14 protein-coding genes are annotated in these 14,998 nt (G+C 63.1%); 7 read left to right on the top strand and 7 right to left on the bottom strand.

Features of this window, described 5'->3' with window-relative positions; genetic code table 11:
- Window positions 1–63 precede the first annotated feature (63 nt).
- The 5 genes from BTH_RS31500 to tnpC all read left to right on the top strand — a co-directional run bounded on the left by BTH_RS31500 (window position 64) and on the right by tnpC (window position 4,309).
- Window positions 64–1,005 (top strand): toll/interleukin-1 receptor domain-containing protein, encoded by a 942-nt coding sequence (locus BTH_RS31500; protein ID WP_080511473.1) that lies wholly within the window; start codon window positions 64–66, stop codon window positions 1,003–1,005.
- 470 nt (window positions 1,006–1,475) lie between these two features.
- The gene (locus BTH_RS33750; RefSeq protein WP_127446407.1) at window positions 1,476–1,907 is read left to right on the top strand and encodes a hypothetical protein; all 432 of its coding nucleotides are present in this window, start codon (window positions 1,476–1,478) and stop codon (window positions 1,905–1,907) included.
- A gap of 49 nt (window positions 1,908–1,956) precedes the next feature.
- The gene (gene tnpA, locus BTH_RS19535; RefSeq protein ID WP_009888727.1) at window positions 1,957–2,364 is read left to right on the top strand and encodes an IS66-like element accessory protein TnpA; all 408 of its coding nucleotides are present in this window, start codon (window positions 1,957–1,959) and stop codon (window positions 2,362–2,364) included.
- Entirely contained in the window at window positions 2,361–2,708 is a 348-nt protein-coding gene (gene tnpB / locus BTH_RS19530; protein ID WP_009889515.1) for an IS66 family insertion sequence element accessory protein TnpB, read from the top strand. The genes tnpA and tnpB overlap by 4 nt, the downstream gene beginning before the upstream one ends.
- Before the next feature lie 29 nt (window positions 2,709–2,737).
- Window positions 2,738–4,309 (top strand): IS66 family transposase, encoded by a 1,572-nt coding sequence (gene tnpC / locus BTH_RS19525; RefSeq protein WP_009889500.1) that lies wholly within the window; start codon window positions 2,738–2,740, stop codon window positions 4,307–4,309.
- Between the two features lie 227 nt (window positions 4,310–4,536).
- On the opposite strand, the gene BTH_RS19520 is transcribed toward tnpC, so the two are convergent.
- Window positions 4,537–5,919 (bottom strand): hypothetical protein, encoded by a 1,383-nt coding sequence (locus tag BTH_RS19520; protein ID WP_009889492.1) that lies wholly within the window; start codon window positions 5,917–5,919, stop codon window positions 4,537–4,539.
- Window positions 5,920–6,324: 405 nt separating this feature from the next.
- On the opposite strand from BTH_RS19520, the gene BTH_RS34560 reads away from it, so the two are divergent.
- On the top strand, window positions 6,325–6,771 hold the full coding sequence (locus tag BTH_RS34560; protein ID WP_154659999.1) for a hypothetical protein: 447 nt from the start codon (window positions 6,325–6,327) through the stop codon (window positions 6,769–6,771).
- Between the two features lie 214 nt (window positions 6,772–6,985).
- Here the strand turns inward: BTH_RS34560 and BTH_RS19515 are convergent, their stop codons facing one another.
- The gene (locus BTH_RS19515) at window positions 6,986–7,411 is read right to left on the bottom strand and encodes a winged helix-turn-helix transcriptional regulator (RefSeq protein WP_009889490.1); all 426 of its coding nucleotides are present in this window, start codon (window positions 7,409–7,411) and stop codon (window positions 6,986–6,988) included.
- 267 nt (window positions 7,412–7,678) lie between these two features.
- Here BTH_RS19515 and BTH_RS19510 point away from each other — a divergent pair, with 267 nt between their 5' ends.
- Window positions 7,679–8,686 carry a zinc-dependent alcohol dehydrogenase family protein gene (locus BTH_RS19510; RefSeq protein WP_009889489.1) on the top strand — a complete coding sequence of 336 codons (1,008 nt, stop codon included), beginning with the start codon at window positions 7,679–7,681 and terminating at the stop codon, window positions 8,684–8,686.
- 55 nt (window positions 8,687–8,741) lie between these two features.
- On the opposite strand, the gene BTH_RS19505 is transcribed toward BTH_RS19510, so the two are convergent.
- The 5 genes from BTH_RS19505 to BTH_RS19485 form a co-directional block, all read right to left on the bottom strand.
- Window positions 8,742–9,761 (bottom strand): hypothetical protein, encoded by a 1,020-nt coding sequence (locus tag BTH_RS19505; protein WP_009889488.1) that lies wholly within the window; start codon window positions 9,759–9,761, stop codon window positions 8,742–8,744.
- Window positions 9,762–10,251: 490 nt separating this feature from the next.
- Entirely contained in the window at window positions 10,252–10,767 is a 516-nt protein-coding gene (locus BTH_RS19500; RefSeq protein WP_009904186.1) for a hypothetical protein, read from the bottom strand.
- A gap of 116 nt (window positions 10,768–10,883) precedes the next feature.
- Entirely contained in the window at window positions 10,884–11,708 is an 825-nt protein-coding gene (locus BTH_RS19495) for an OmpW/AlkL family protein (RefSeq protein ID WP_009889485.1), read from the bottom strand.
- Window positions 11,709–11,786: 78 nt separating this feature from the next.
- Window positions 11,787–13,040: a DUF2957 domain-containing protein gene (locus BTH_RS19490; RefSeq protein ID WP_009889484.1), complete on the bottom strand. Its 1,254-nt coding sequence runs from the start codon at window positions 13,038–13,040 to the stop codon at window positions 11,787–11,789.
- Window positions 13,041–13,099: 59 nt separating this feature from the next.
- Entirely contained in the window at window positions 13,100–14,698 is a 1,599-nt protein-coding gene (locus BTH_RS19485; protein WP_009889482.1) for a DUF2957 domain-containing protein, read from the bottom strand.
- Between the last annotated feature and the right edge of the window lie 300 nt (window positions 14,699–14,998).

Genomic DNA, 14,998 nt, shown 5'->3' with positions numbered 1-14,998 from the left:
CGAGTTCCACAAGTGTAATTATTTTATGAAACATACGCGTAGGATCGTCTACAAGGCAACGCTATGACCAATGAACAAGAAAAAATACCCGCCTTCATCTCCTATGCATGGGGTGGCCCCTACGACAAAAAGGATTGGTTGCGCAGCGATATCATCACAAACCTCGAAGGCGCAGGGTTTTCGGTCTTCTGGGACCGTGACAGCATACCAATCGGCCATTCCATATTTCAAGAAATAGAAAACACACTAAATAAGGCACCACTTAACGTAATTTGCATTTGTGACTCCGACTACATCGCATCGGCCAACAAAGAAAATTCCGGATTGCATGTCGAGCTCGAAATGCTACAGCATCGGAATAGAAAATCTGGCGTAAAGATCATTCCCGTCATAATTGAGGAATCGATTAGCCACCTACTACCTCAACCGCTTGCCGGGCGACTTTACGTGGACTTGATATCCCTCCATAAAGAAGGAATAACTCTAGGCCCAACGGTGACATCGGCTGTGCTAGGTGCGAGTCAATCTCAAATCAGAGTCGAGATTGCCGCACGCCTTAGGGAAGCGGCGATATGGGAGAAAGCTCGCCTCTATTTTCAGCACCGGCCGTATGAGATTCACGGAGAAGCAAGTTCACATCGTGTATTCTGTAGCCCCGGCGAACTACTCCTTCCTCCTAGGTGGATGTATAAGGATCCGAGATGGTCGTACCGAGTTTTGGATTGCCAGGACAAGTACCATCCGGCGCATGGGATATGGCACTGGGACTGGTGGACGCCCGGAGCGTCAATGTGCACTTTAGGCGCGGCAATTTGCTCGGCATTCTTCCCGCATAAGTGGAACGAGTGCACCGAAGATCTCATCAAAGGTGGCGAAATCATAGCGCAACGAATTGTAAGCTTCGTCAAATCCACGGAGCCTTTGGATATGAACTGGAGTAATTTCGTCCAAGTAATGCTATCGGATGCCGGCAGCATGGAAGCGCTTGAACGTCTTCTGTCATAACGATGACCTAGTCCACACGTTTGGCACCATAAGCCCTAATACGCCACCGCCTGTTGCTCAAATTGGCCGCGAGGAAGCGCTCTGGCTAGGCTAAAGGGACCGTCAAAAATGCCGTTATCTTTGCTGCCACGACTGCAATTTCCGCAAGATGCATCATTTTCCTATTTCTAGCGAGCCAGCGGCTCCGTTGACCCACTAAAGGAAGAGAGGCCACTGCTGCTCGATCCATGAGACGATACCCCACGAGAGCACCTGCGATTCACCGGCGACCGCAAAGTCGCTCCGCTTAGGTTCCGGGACGCATCGCCTTGTTCCTGTCAACATCGTGATCCGCCGCAACCCGCATGCACTGCATGTCTATGCGCTTGCAGGTAGCAATTTCCTGACATAGTGTGCTGCTATTCCAAGACGTTGGCGCTGCAACGCAAAAGCGCCGCGACACAATTCTAATTGCTACGGTAGAAGAGACCATGACCAAACAAGCCATTACTATCGACTTAGCCGCCGGAGATCTTAATAGCACCGTAAAGGCGAGCAATCTCATCCAGAAAAGAGCCTACGAGCGCCTTCACGCACAGATTCAAGCCGACCTGTTGAGCGCAAGAAATTTACGGTTGAGCAATAACGGTGAACCGCGAGGACATACCGTGCTCAACGAGGCATATCCGCCAGGCAGCGGCCTCGTCTATTTCGTTGACGGCACGCGGGGTGCCGGCAAGTCAACATTCCTGAGCACCGCGTTCGCAGAGATTCCAAGTTATCGGGAAAACGACGAAGCCCGCCGGGTCAGGTTGATGCAACTGGCCTACATCGACCCTAGTCGAATTGAACAAAATGAGCTTATCCTTTTATCGGTGCTCAATCACCGTAAGCGAGTCGCCGGTACCGTCTCGACGGTGTGAATGAATGTTGCCAGAGTAGACCCCACCACGGCGAGTAGCGGGGACCACAGTGTCAACAGAAGCACCGAAGAGAACTTCACGCAAAGGCATTCCTAATCACCCCGTCGAATTTCGACGGAAACTCGCCAAGCTGGCCTGCGAACCGGGCGTATCCGTAGCGCGGCTGGCGATGGAACACGGGGTGAACACGAACTTGTTATTCAAATGGCGTCGCGCGTTGCGTGCCGGCGAATACGATTCTGTGGGATTTTTGCCGGTCACATTGGAAGCGCCAGCGCCACAGATCGAGCGACCGACTGCGACCGTGGCGCCGACGCCGGTGATCGGCGCTGCCGCGATGGGCGCCATAGAGATCAACGTCGGTAACACTCGTGTGCGGATCGAGGGCTCGCCCAACGAGGGCACGTTGCGGCTGGTGCTGCGCATGTTGCGCAACACACCGGAATCGGCAGCATGATCGGGCTGCCCAGCCGCACAAAGGTCTGGCTGGCCGCGGGTGTGACTGATATGCGTTCAGGCTTCAACAGCTTGGCCGCGAAGGTCCAGACCGTATTGGAACGCGATCCCTTCAGCGGCCACGTGTTCGTGTTCCGAGGCAAGCGCGGCGATCTGGTCAAAGTGCTGTGGTGGAGCGGCGACGGCATGTGTCTTCTGATGAAACGCCTGGAACGGGGCCGATTCGTTTGGCCACGCGCCGACGGTGGCGTTGTCTGCCTGAGCCAAGCCCAACTGTCGATGCTGCTCGAAGGTATCGACTGGCGCCAGCCGATACGAACGACCGAGCCGACATCGGCGTTGTAAACCCGTCGGCCGCCGCGTAAACTGCCGGCATGACCGCGGCCAACGCCTATCCGGACGACATCGAAGCGCTCAAAGCCATGCTGCTCGAGCGCGATGCTCGCATTGGGCATCTCGAGGACGTAGTCGAATCGCACAAGGCGGCGAACGCCACCGCCAAGGCAGAGATCGAGCATCTGAAGCTGCTGATTGCGAAGCTGCGCCGCATGCAGTTCGGTCGCAAGTCGGAGAAGCTCGATCGTCAGATCGAACAACTCGAACTGCGTCTGGAAGAACTCGAAGCGGACGAAGGCGCGGCTCCGATCGAAATCCCGAAGACACCTCGTACCGCGCCGGAACAGTCGCCTCGCAAGCCGCTGCCCGAGCATCTGCCACGTGAAGAGCAAACGCACTTGCCGCAATCGACCGAGACGTGCTCGGAATGCGGCGGCAAGCTCAAGCTGCTAGGCGAAGACGTCTCCGAACAACTTGAATATGTACCTGCGAGCTTCCGCGTAATCCGTCATGTGCGGCCCAAGTTCGCCTGCGCGTGCTGCGATCACATCGCGCAAGCAGCAGCGCCGAGTCGTCCCATCGAGCGCGGCCTGGCGGGCCCTGGACTACTCGCGCACGTGCTGGTCTCGAAGTTCGCAGACCACATCCCGCTGTATCGGCAGTCGGTCATGTATGCGCGTGAAGGCGTCGAACTCGACCGCTCGTTGCTCGCGAAGTGGGTCGGCCACGGCGCGACGCTTTTACAACCACTGGTCGATGCATTACGCCGTCATGTGATGACCGGGACGAAGCTGCATGCCGACGACACGCCGGTCCCAGTGCTCGAACCGGGCAACGGCAAGACGAAGACTGGCCGCTTGTGGGTCTATGTGCGTGACGATCGATCGTCAGCCGATATGACGCCGCCAGCGGTGTGGTTCGCTTACACGCCGGATCGCAAAGGCATCCATCCGCAACAACATCTCGAGACGTTCAGCGGCACGCTGCAAGCGGACGCCTATGGCGGCTACCAGGCTATCTACGAGACCGGACGCGTGAGGGAAGCTGCCTGCTGGGCGCATGCCCGACGCCAGTTCTATGAGCTACACGCTGCGCGCCCGAACGCATTGAATACCGAAGCGCTCGAGCGTATCGGTGCGTTGTACAAGATCGAAGACGCGATACGCGGCAAACCGCCCGACGAGCGTCGTGCGTATCGAGAAGCACATGCCCGACCGCTTCTCAGTCAGCTTCACGCCTGGCTCACCGCCACGCTGGAGACACTCTCAAAGAAATCCGATACGAGTCGGGCGATTCTCTATGCGCTGAACCGATGGGAAGCGCTCACACGCTATTGCGACGACGGCCAACTCGAGATCGATAACCTGCCGGTCGAGCGAGCGTTGCGTGGAGTGGCCATCGGGAGGCGGAATTACCTGTTCGCCGGTGCCGACTCCGGCGGCGAGCGCGCTGCCGCGATCTATAGCCTCATCGGAACGGCGAAGCTCAACGGCATCGATCCCGAGGCGTATCTGCGCTTCGTCCTTGCCCGCATTGCTGATCACGCAATCAATCGTGTCGATCAGCTCATGCCGTGGGCCATAGCTGATCAACTCCGCGACGACAGCTGACATCAAGATCCCGTCGTCAAGACGGCGCTGCCGACACGCTTACTCCCGAAGCGCTCGGACCGGCGCCGGCAAGCTGGCGCCCCGCCCTCGCCCATATCGCCGGCCGAACGACGGCCGCGTTGCGAAAACGACAGGGCGGCATGGGGTCGCCGCCATGCCGCCCCGCATTACCTTCCGGCTAACTACGACGGGAGCGGACCGCTATCCGGCCGGGACGCGCCGCGCCATTACTTGGGCAGCGCACCGGCGAGCGTCGCGATCGCCGACGAGACGGGTGCGAGCGGATTCGATGCCGCAGCCGTCGACTTCGACGACGACATGCTCAGGTTCGGCAGCGACGCCAACACCGCGCCGACCGACGAGCCCGCCGAATTGACGACCGTGCTCGCCGCGGCGGCCCCCGTCGTCAGCAGCGAACCGGTCGACGCGGCCGTGCTGCCGAACGCATTGCTGCCGGACGTCAGCACCTTGCCGGTCGAGGCCGCGCCCGAGCTCATCAGCGCGGAGCCGACGCCTCCGAGTTGCGAGCCCGCCGCGACGCCGGCGCCGGCCGCGCCCGTCAATGCGCTCGCGACGCTACCGATCACGGCAGCCGGGTTGCTGCCTGCGACCGTTGCAATCGCGCCCGCCGCGTTGTTCGCCGCGCTCGTCAGGGCGCCTGCCGGATTGCCGGCGGGCAGCGCGTTCACGAGGCCGCCGATCGCGCCCGCGACCGGATTGCCGTTTGCCGCCCCCGCGAGCGTGCCTGCGACGTTGTTTGCCGCTCCCGTCAATGCAGCCGCCGGGTTGGCAGCGGAAAGTGCGTTCGCCAGGCCGCTCGCGGCACTCGTGATCGGCGTGATCGGATTGCCGCCGATCGCGTTCGCGAGCGTGCCGACTATGTTATTCACGACGCCCGGCAGAGGATTGTTGCTGGCCAGATTCGTCAGCGTGCCGACCGCGTTGTTCGCTGCGCCCGGCAGTGGGTTATTCGCCACTGCGTTTTGTAGCGTGCTCACCGCGTTGCTCAGCGCGCCCGGCAGCGGGTTGCTGCTCGCCAAATTCGCCAGCATGCCGACCGCATTGTTCGCGACACCGGACAGCGGGTTGTTCGCCGCTGCGTTTTGCAGCGTGCTCACCGCGTTGCTCAGCGCACCCGGCAACGGGTTGCTGCTCGCCAGATTCGTCAGCGTGCCGACCGCGTTGTTCGCTGCGCCCGACAGCGGGTTATTCGCCGCTGCGTTTTGCAGCGTGCTTACCGCGTTGCTCAGCGCGCCCGGCAACGGATTGTTGCTCGCCAGATTCGTCAACGTACCGACCGCGTTGTTCGCCACGCCCTGAACCGGATTGTGGCTCGCCGCGTTCGCGAGCGCGCCAGCCAAGTTGTCGAGTGCGCCGTTGCTGAGCGATGCATCGGCCGAACCGAGCACGCTCGCATGGATCGATCCGTGTTGCGCTCCGCCTGCAAGCGCCAACGTCGCGCCGCCCGAGCCGGTGCCGGCAAGGTCGGCCACCGAAGCGGAAATCGGAAGCGTGTTCAACGCGCCCGCGACGGCCGGCGTCGCAGCCGCGACCCCAAATGCAACCGCAGCAGACAGTGCAATGCTCGTCAACTTGAAGCTTTGTTTCATATGTGACCTCGTGTGGATGGGTACCGCCGTCATTACGGCGTCGAGGTCATCGCACGGAGCATGCCAGCATGCGTGCCGGATCGATCGCGCACCATTTTCTTCAGAAAACCGAACCCGAGACGAATTTAATTTCCCCTCTCATCGCACAAAGAGAATAGTTGACCAGATCCCATGCCACCGTTACGCAAGCCGTAACGTAACAATTCACTTCATTCCGTTACATTCAATGTTCAAACGCCCATTTTTTCATGGCATACATCAACTTCTGAAAAATACAATGAAAATTCAATAAAAAATCCTATTGATATGTCACTTCATAGCCGTCTATCAGCTTGTTCACGCGAACGGCCGTGGAGCCGAAGCAAGGATCGCCTGCCACCTCCTCACCGCGACGATCGATCAAGAATGGCCAACGCGCCGAGCAAGCCAACGCGCTTCCAGCCGCGTTCTGCAAGGATTGATTCATTTTCGTCAGACTTGAACGCCTATCCCGGCGCACACGCCACAACGACCTCGGACGCCGACGCACACCGCCAAGTACGTGGCGCCGCCAATGCAATCGCACGTCATGCGCTCTGCGATCCAATGCATCGATCATTTCCTTTCATATATGAATATCAATACATTTCACACAATATTCACTTCTTCATTAATTTCAAAAAATCCCCCTCCGAAATGAATAATGCGCTGCGAGCCAAAGACTCTTTGGATCGTGCGCGCGCGCAAAAAATTCGAATGAACTCGTGGCCGTTCATGAAGCGGACATCTTCATCGGGTCGGCATCGAGCGCCGAGCGCCTGGCCCCGATCCGGAGGCATCGCTGCCAACGACGAGACAGGAAGCCCGCGTTGAAGATCTCGGCCGAAGTCGGGAGCATCCACGACATGCTCGTCGTGGACGTCGATCCCGCATGCGGCTCTGAAAGAAAGAAATGGGCCGACGGCTCAAACGCGCGAGCCAGGCGAGCGTTGCATGAAGTCGCCAGCGCGCCAACACTGGCCAGCCGGAAAACCACCCATCGATCCGGGCGAAGGCACACCCCGGCCGATTCGCGCCCGCCGGCGCGCTACACGGCCTTCATCGCGCCGGCCGTGCGTTTGCGCGACTGAGTCGGTGCGTCGCACGTCGCTGCATCGCGTGCAGACTCGGCCGAACCGGCGCCCGACTGATGCGTCCGATACGCGTCGCCCCATTCGCGCAAGCTGATCAGTACGGGCGCGAGCGTCGTGCCAAACGGCGTCAGTTCATATTCGACCTTCGGCGGCACCTGCGGATAGACGTGGCGCGCGACGATGCCGTCCGCCTCGAGTTCGCGCAATTGCAGCGTCAGCATTCTCTGCGTCGTGTTCGGCATCAGGCGCGTGAGCTCCATGAAGCGCTTTTTCTCCTTCAAGAGATGAAACAGGATCACGGGCTTCCACAATCCGCCGATGACGGAAAGGGTCACCTCGACGGAACACCCGCTCTTGCTGTCGGAACGCTTCGGTCGCATCGCGCTTACCTACAAAATTGATAGTACCGGCGTTAATTGTACGTTCTTGCATCAAAGGAAGTACGTGCGGACAATTTGCCCATCCGCCGCCGATCTCAGGGCGGCCGAATGCGGCGCGCGTGCCGTCCGGCGCGATTCGCGCACGCACGTGTGCGGCACGCGCGGCGTAGGACACGCATGCGCGCCGGCGTTCCCCTGCCGCCATTCGGAACGCATCGGCCGCACACCACGCGGCGCGCTCGCTCACCACTCACCGGAGTCGAATCGATGAAAGCCATCATGTTGCGTCAGCCCGCCGGCCTCGAGCACCTCGAACGCGTGACGCTCACCGATCCTGGCGCGCCCGCCGCGGGCGAAATCCGCGTTCGCATTCACGCGAGCTCGCTCAACTATCACGATCTCGGCGTCGTCACCGGCAGGCTGAGCACGGCCGACAAGCGCATTCCGATGTCGGACGGCGCGGGCGTTGTCGAAGCGATCGGCGAAGGCGTCACGGAGTTCGCGGTCGGCGACGCGGTCGTGTCGACCTTCTTCCCGCAATGGCTCGACGGCGGGCCGAGCACCGCGGACTTCGCGACGGTGCCGGGCGACGGCGTCGACGGCTACGCGCGCGAGACGGTCGTACGCCCAGCGCATTGGTTCACGCACGCGCCGAAGGGCTACACGCACGAGGAAGCCGCGACGCTGACGACGGCGGGCCTCACCGGCTGGCGCGCGCTCGTCGTCGACGGCCGCTTGAAGGCTGGAGACAGCGTGCTCGTGCTCGGCACGGGCGGCGTGTCGATCTTCGCGCTGCAGTTCGCGAAACGCATGGGCGCGACCGTGATCGCCACGTCGTCGTCGGACGAAAAGCTGGAGCGCGCGCGCCAGCTGGGCGCGGATCACGTCGTCAACTACCGTCGCGACGCAAACTGGGCCGCGAAGGTGCTCGAGCAGACAAACGGGCGCGACGTCGACCACGTGATCGAAGTGGGCGGCCCGGACACGCTCCCGCAATCGATCCAGGCGTGCAGGATCGGCGGCCATATCGCGCTGATCGGCGTGCTGACGGGGATTGCCGGCCCCGTGCCGACCGTCGCGCTGATGGCACGCCAGCAGAACCTGCAAGGCCTGATCGTCGGCAGTCGACGACATCAGATCGACATGGTGCGTGCGATCGACGCAACCGGCATCAAGCCGGTAATCGATCGCACGTTCGCGCTCGACGACATCGCCGATGCGTTCAGCCACCAGGCGGCCGGCAAGCACTTCGGCAAGATCTGCCTGTCGATCTGAGCGAAGCGGCGCGAGCGGCCCGCGACGCCCGCGCCGGCCATGCGCCTTACGACGCTCAGCGCATCGGCCTGCGCCTCGTGTGAACGATCGGATTGTGCCGCGACGTGAAGCTCATCGACGCGCCCAATCGCCCCAACGCGGCCTCCCCCGCGTCGCCGATCCCGCTGCGCGCGGGCGACGCAAGAAGCATGTCGAGCCAAGCGCTCAGCGCGTCGCGATGAAACCGAGCGCAGATGGACGCCACGGCCTCGGGCGCCGCGATCATCACGCCCGCGAGCAGGTAATACGCCCAGAAGCTGCCCGCGCCCGTCAGACGATCGAGCCGGCAAACGGCGAGCGCGGCGAGCAGGCCTTCCGTCGATGCGAGATCCCGGCGCTTGCATAGAATCGCGGCGGCGACGCCGTTGTGCTCGCCACCGTATGCGTCGATCGTGATCGGCGCATTCGTCGCGAGCGCCGCCGAAAACGCCGCCAACGCCGCCAACGCTTCGATGGGCCTCTCGTGCGCGCCCCACATGCGTCCGATCGCGCGGTCGATCACGCGCGCCGCGGCAGGTCCTTCGAAGCCGACGATGCCGCGCATCGCGTCGTCCGCGGCTTCGCCATCCATCGCGAACGCGCGCCCGATGCCGAGCTCGATCGAATCGAGCGCGGCCCAGCCGACTCCGGGATCGCCGTAGCCGAGCGCGTCGGCGGCGCCGTGCGCGCTGTCGAACACGGCCTTCGAACCCGGCAGGTAGCGCTCGACGGCCACAAGCAGCCGTTTCGTCGGCGTGCGCGCCAAAGCTTCGTATTCGGCGGCGAGCGCCGTGTCGGCGGGCGGGCCGTCGCCTCGCAGCGCCGCGAGCAGTTCGTTCAGGAGGCCGGCGTCGGCCGGCGGCCCGCGCCGCGCATGCACGCCCGCTCTCGCGAGCATGTTACGCGCGGCGGTCGCGACGCGCGCTTCGCGGCTTTCCGCCGCAGCGGATGCGAAACGCTCCGCGTGATCGAGAAGATGCCGAAGCCATGCTGCCGTGCGCAAGCTGCCGAGCGACAGGCCTTCGGCATCGACGCGATGATTATGGTTGTCAGGCATGGGTCATCCGAGAAATAACGATGCGAATCGTGTCCGCACTCGGGCGACGGCAACTGTCGCTGCACGTCGCGCGCGAGCCGCCTTCGCCCATGCGTCGAAGGCCAGGCTCCGCGCGGCGCGTCGATGCTCGAACGCGTCGCCCCATTCTTTTCGACGACGGCCGGCGCGCGCCCGCTTCGCACTCGATCGGGCTCCGAAGCATCGGCACGACGGTCCTCTCGCCTGCTGCTCGTCCTGCATGCCGGCGCGCAACCCGCGCACGCACACGCGACGCGCATCGCGGCCCCACGCGCCTGCCCCTTCAGCGCGATCGCGATGCTCGCCGGGCCGCGCATCCCGACATGACGGCATGCGCGGCAGCCCTCGCGTCAGGCGACGTTCCCGTCGCTCGTCGTCTTGCGAACGCGGCGGCTCCTGGCAGCCGCGTTCGCTTGATGCACGTGAAGCGACTCATGATCGACAAGCCGCCTCACGCCGAAACCGTGACGAATTACTGAACGTGGAACTTCGGCGACGTCACGACCGTCCCCGTCACCTTGCAATCGGGCGTCAGCACCGCGTTGCTGAAGGTCAGCGACGAGTTCGCGTCACTCCACGCCGTCACGATCTTGCTCGGGCCGCACTGGCCGAGCAGCGACACGTTGACCTGCGCGTTGTTGATCGTCAGCTGCGTTGCGCTGTCGGCCTGCCCCGTCCACGGATTCATGCCGCTTGCACTGCCCTTGATGAGACTGCACAGGCTGTTGGTGCCGGTAAACGTCGTCGACGTGATGTTGACGATACCCGCGGGCGTGATCGTGCCGTTGAACGTCGCGACGCAGTTCGCGCTGATCGATCCCTTGGACAGCAGCGTTTCGTAGGGAGCCGACGTCGCCGAGAACGGCTCGCCGTTCGGGTTCATCGGCTGCCCGTCGACGCGGGACACGGTGACGGCGAGTGCGGGCGTAGCTGCGGCCGCTGCGAATGCCAACGCGACAACGAACGGAACAAATTTTCGGTTACGCATGGATCTGCCTCACTTGACGAATGGCGGCTTGCCGCCGGTGGCGTGACGTTGCGGCCGACGAATCTCGGTCCGCTCGGTCACAGGAAGCCCGGGCGCCGGCATCGCACGCCCGCGGCTCAGAACTTGTAGGAAATCCCGACGAACGTGATGAGCGGATCGGCCTTCAGCTTCGTGCGCGTCGTCGCGAGCGTCGTGCCGTCGGCGGCCTTGATGACGAGCGACGAGTACGTCTTGAGCGGCATGTACGACAGCGTCGCCGTCAGCGCCCAGTTTTTCGCGAACGCGTAGCTCGCGCCGACGTTGTAGACCGGCGTGAACGACGACGACGCCTTGCCCTCGACCGACGTCGGCCCCGGCTTGCCGGCGCCCGCGGCGAGCACGCTGCCGAGGTTGTCGTTGATGTCCTTCGCGAAATTGCCGTTGAGCTCGATGTTCGAGAACCAGCTGTATGCAACGCCGATCCCGACGAACGGCCGGAACTTCGCGGTCGGCGAATTGAAGTAGTAGTTCAGGATGATCGTCGGGCTCCATTGCCGCGCGTTCTTCACGGCGGGCTGGTTCGCGGGATTGCCGAGATCGACGCTGCCGAGCGAGCCCGACGGGCCCGGCGGCTTGATGACGCCGTGCCCCGTCAGCGCGAATTCCGGCGGAATCCCGAGCACGGACGTCACCGCGATATGATCGGTGAAGAAGTACGTGAACGTGAGGCCTACCGTGTCCGCATTGTTGACCGTGAGGCTCGTGCCCGGCGACGTGAACGAACCGGGCAGCCGCAGCGGCCCGTTGATCGGAGAATTCACGACGTTGGTGGTCAGGCCGTTGGTCGAATCCTGCGGCATCACGTGGAGCCAGCCGAGCGTCGCGACCACGTCGCCCGCCTGCTGCGCGAAAGCGCCCGTCGATGCACCGGCAACGACGCACGCGGCAATCAGCTTCTTCATGAGGTCTCCTGATACTTCAATCGTGCGATGCGCGCCCGCGGGCAGCGTATCGCCTGTGTCTCCTGTTCTGCGCGATGCTCACTGCACGAAAGCGCCCACCGTGAAGTACGGGTTGTTGGCGTCGCTCATGTCGAGGAATCCGAATACGCCGCCCGTGAAGATGAACTTGCCGGTAGGCGGGCCCGACGCCGCATTGGTCTGGACCGTCGTCACGACGCCCGGCACGGCCTGCGTGTAGTCGAGATTGAGCGCGCGCGTGAGCGCGACCTGCGATGCGTGGAACGGGTCGAGCAGCGTCGCCTGCGCGCCGACGAGCGCGGTCGCGCGGTAGTCGAGGAGGCTGTCGACGCCCGTGTACTCGCCGTCTTGCGAACCGGAAGCGATCGTCGTCTGCGGGCTCAGAATCGAGATCCCCGATTCGTCGTCGGCGACGGGTGCGCCTTGCGTCAGATCGGCGTTCGCCGCGCCGGTGCGAATGAAGATCGGCACCAGCTGATTGCGCAGCTTGCCGACGATCAGGATGCCCTTGCCCGCCTTTGCCGGATCGAGCGAAGCGAGCGTCGGCGGAACCTGCGGCTGATAGTTGAGCGACTGGAACACGGGCGCGTCGGCGCGCAGCGTCAGCTTCTGATTGACGGTCGCGCTCGACGCGAGCGGCTGGCCGCCGTTCTTCCTGCCGAAGTTGTCGGTCTCGACGTACGTGCCGTCCGCGTTGATCGTGACCTTCGCGTCCACGGCCGCCGGCGCGAAGTTCTGCGACGGTACCTGGTGGTAGCCGAGCTGATTGTAGTTGCCCGCGATCTTGGAAAGATCGGTTTCCTGATCGGAGAAGCTGATGAACGGATAGTACGGGAACGTCGTCTTCGGAATCTGCCCGACGCCGATCACGCCGCCGAATTGAATCGTCGCGCCGGGAATCGCGCCGCCTAGCACGCCCTCGCCAAGGAACACGCGTGCGGGACGGTTCGGATCGAGGCTCGCGTCGTTCAGCCGGAACGTACACTGGTTGAGCTTCGCGGTCGGCAGGCCCGTCTCGTCCGTCAGCGTTCCCGTCACGATGTTGTTCGGCGGCGCGTCGCGGGTCGGCTGCACGGTGCCCGTCGCCGCCGGCACCGGCGACGCGAGATAAGTGATCTGGAAGGTCATCTTCGTCGTATCGAGCTGCACGCGAACCAGTTCGCCCGAACCGGAGCCGCCCGTAAACACGGTGCTGTAGTCGATCGTCTTCGGGCACAGCCGGACGACCGGCGCGGGCGGCGGATCGTCGCCGCCACCACAGGCTGTCAGGACGGGAGCCAGTACGGCGGCAGCCAGCGATTTTCTCCAATACATAGGAATCCTCGATATTTTGAAGTCTGCGACGGCGCCCCGCGCCGCCGCGAAGTCATGCGTTACTGAACGAAAGCGCCGACTGTGAAGAACGGGTTGTACTGACTGTTGTTGACGACCATCCCGTAGACGTTGCCGACCTTGATGAGCCAGCCGTAATCGCCCTTCCTGAAGATCGCGACCGAGCCCGCGCTGCCTTGCGCGTTGAAGTCGCGCGTCGCCGTGACCTTGATCTTGCCGGGCGTCGCCTGCGTGTAGTCGAGCGAGAACTGCGAACTCACCGCCGACGTCATCGGGTCCAGGAACGCGGCGGTCGCCCCCTGAAACAGCGTCGACGTGTAGTTCGCCGCGAGCGTCGACACGGCCGAGCCGTCCGTGCAATTGCCTGCGGACGGATAGAAGAAGCCGTTGCGATACGCGCCGGGCAATTCGGGATGAGGCACCGTGTTGTCGAACGCGGAACCGCTGTTGGCGGGGGCGGTCGAGTTGCCGCCGAAGCTCACGACGCCGCACGCGACCGCGCTCGTCGCGCCGATGTAGCCGCCTTGCAGCGAATTCGCCGCGATCGGCGTGACGGGCGCGAGCACCGAAATGCCGATCTCCGCGTCAGCGACCGATCCGAGCGGATTGGCCGAGTCGACGTTCGCGTAGCCGACGCGAATGACGACGGGCACGAGCTGGCCGTTGAGCTTGCCGACGATCATCACGCCCTGCGCCTGGCTCGGCGTCAGGATCACGAGCGGCTGCCCCTGCCCGGCGGACGGATACGGCTGGTTCGGCTGCGGATGGCTCACGAACACGTTGTCGGACGTGCCGTCCGCATTCTGGCGCAGCGTCCACGGCGTGCCCGTCGTGCGACACGAGTAGTCGCTGCCCGGCGTGATCGTGCACGAACCGTCCGCGTTGAGCGTCTGCGTCCAGTTCACGACGTCCGGCTGCCAGCCTTGCGGCGCCGCCGTCTGGAACGACGTGCCCGTCGGTTGCAAATGCACGCCGACTTCGTTGTAGACGCCCGCCACTTTCGTGAAATCCGTTTCGGTGTCCGTAAAACCGATGAACGGATAGAAATCGAATGTCCGCGACGGCACCGTGCCGATCGTGAGCCCCGGGAACAGTTCGAGGCCCGGAAATGCAATCGTCGCGCCCGGAATCCCGCCGCCCACGACGCCCATGCCGACGAACAGCATCGGCGGATCCGCGCGATTGATCGTCACCGAATACGCGCCGTCGCTCGTCACGCCGTTGTCGAGCACGAACGCGCAGCGATTCTGCTCGGCGGTCGGCAGCCCGGTCGCGTTGTGGAACGTGCCGCTGATCGTGAGGCCGGCGCGCGTATTGTTGATCTGCCCCGCCGACGTCGGCACCGACGATGCGATGAACTGCATCTGGTAAGTCTTCTTCGCCGTATCGAACTTGACCTTCACGTATTCGCCGCTGCCCGAGCCGCCCGTGTACGTCGTCGAGTAATCGAGCGCATCGGGACACAGCTTCGTCACCGTCGGCGGCGTCGTGCTCGGGCCGCTCGGCGGACACGAGCCGCCCGAGCACTGCCCGACCTGGATCGGACCAGGATCGTCCCCGCCGCCGCAACCTGCGACGAACGGCATCGCGGCAACCACGCAGGACAGCAAGGCCGCGCGAAGATTAGGAATGCAAAGCATTTCCCCTCCTTTTTTGATCAAATGCAGTCTCGTCGGCATAGCGTGATCGCCCGCCGGCTGGTTGGTATTTCGATGTCGCCGGCGACGACGCCGTAATTCGCGACGCCCGCCCGCAAGCGCGGTCAGCGCGTATTCACCGCGCAAAACTCAATGCGCGCGACGATTCGCGGCGCGGCATGACAATGCGGCGCCCGCGAGCGGAAATTGAATGAAAAATCGACGGCTAATTGGCGATGCGATTGCGCGGGGAAGCAATGCGCGCGAGGACTGCCCGAATGGGAATTTGAAAATGCGACTGCC

This window comes from Burkholderia thailandensis E264, from assembly GCF_000012365.1.
Lineage (GTDB): Bacteria > Pseudomonadota > Gammaproteobacteria > Burkholderiales > Burkholderiaceae > Burkholderia > Burkholderia thailandensis.
Note: the sequence above shows the minus strand (reverse complement) of the source record. Positions and strands in the feature narration are given on the sequence as shown.

What these genes read in the sequence shown, in the direction of transcription:
- BTH_RS31500 (WP_080511473.1), top strand. Translation starts at nt 64, where the DNA reads ATGACCAATGAACAAGAAAAAATACCCGCCTTCATCTCCTATGCATGG.
- BTH_RS33750 (WP_127446407.1), top strand. Translation starts at nt 1,476, where the DNA reads ATGACCAAACAAGCCATTACTATCGACTTAGCCGCCGGAGATCTTAAT.
- tnpB (WP_009889515.1), top strand. Translation starts at nt 2,361, where the DNA reads ATGATCGGGCTGCCCAGCCGCACAAAGGTCTGGCTGGCCGCGGGTGTG.
- tnpC (WP_009889500.1), top strand. Translation starts at nt 2,738, where the DNA reads ATGACCGCGGCCAACGCCTATCCGGACGACATCGAAGCGCTCAAAGCC.
- BTH_RS19520 (WP_009889492.1), bottom strand. Translation starts at nt 5,919, where the DNA reads ATGAAACAAAGCTTCAAGTTGACGAGCATTGCACTGTCTGCTGCGGTT.
- BTH_RS34560 (WP_154659999.1), top strand. Translation starts at nt 6,325, where the DNA reads ATGGCCAACGCGCCGAGCAAGCCAACGCGCTTCCAGCCGCGTTCTGCA.
- BTH_RS19515 (WP_009889490.1), bottom strand. Translation starts at nt 7,411, where the DNA reads ATGCGACCGAAGCGTTCCGACAGCAAGAGCGGGTGTTCCGTCGAGGTG.
- BTH_RS19510 (WP_009889489.1), top strand. Translation starts at nt 7,679, where the DNA reads ATGAAAGCCATCATGTTGCGTCAGCCCGCCGGCCTCGAGCACCTCGAA.
- BTH_RS19505 (WP_009889488.1), bottom strand. Translation starts at nt 9,761, where the DNA reads ATGCCTGACAACCATAATCATCGCGTCGATGCCGAAGGCCTGTCGCTC.
- BTH_RS19500 (WP_009904186.1), bottom strand. Translation starts at nt 10,767, where the DNA reads ATGCGTAACCGAAAATTTGTTCCGTTCGTTGTCGCGTTGGCATTCGCA.
- BTH_RS19495 (WP_009889485.1), bottom strand. Translation starts at nt 11,708, where the DNA reads ATGAAGAAGCTGATTGCCGCGTGCGTCGTTGCCGGTGCATCGACGGGC.
- BTH_RS19490 (WP_009889484.1), bottom strand. Translation starts at nt 13,040, where the DNA reads ATGTATTGGAGAAAATCGCTGGCTGCCGCCGTACTGGCTCCCGTCCTG.
- BTH_RS19485 (WP_009889482.1), bottom strand. Translation starts at nt 14,698, where the DNA reads ATGCTTTGCATTCCTAATCTTCGCGCGGCCTTGCTGTCCTGCGTGGTT.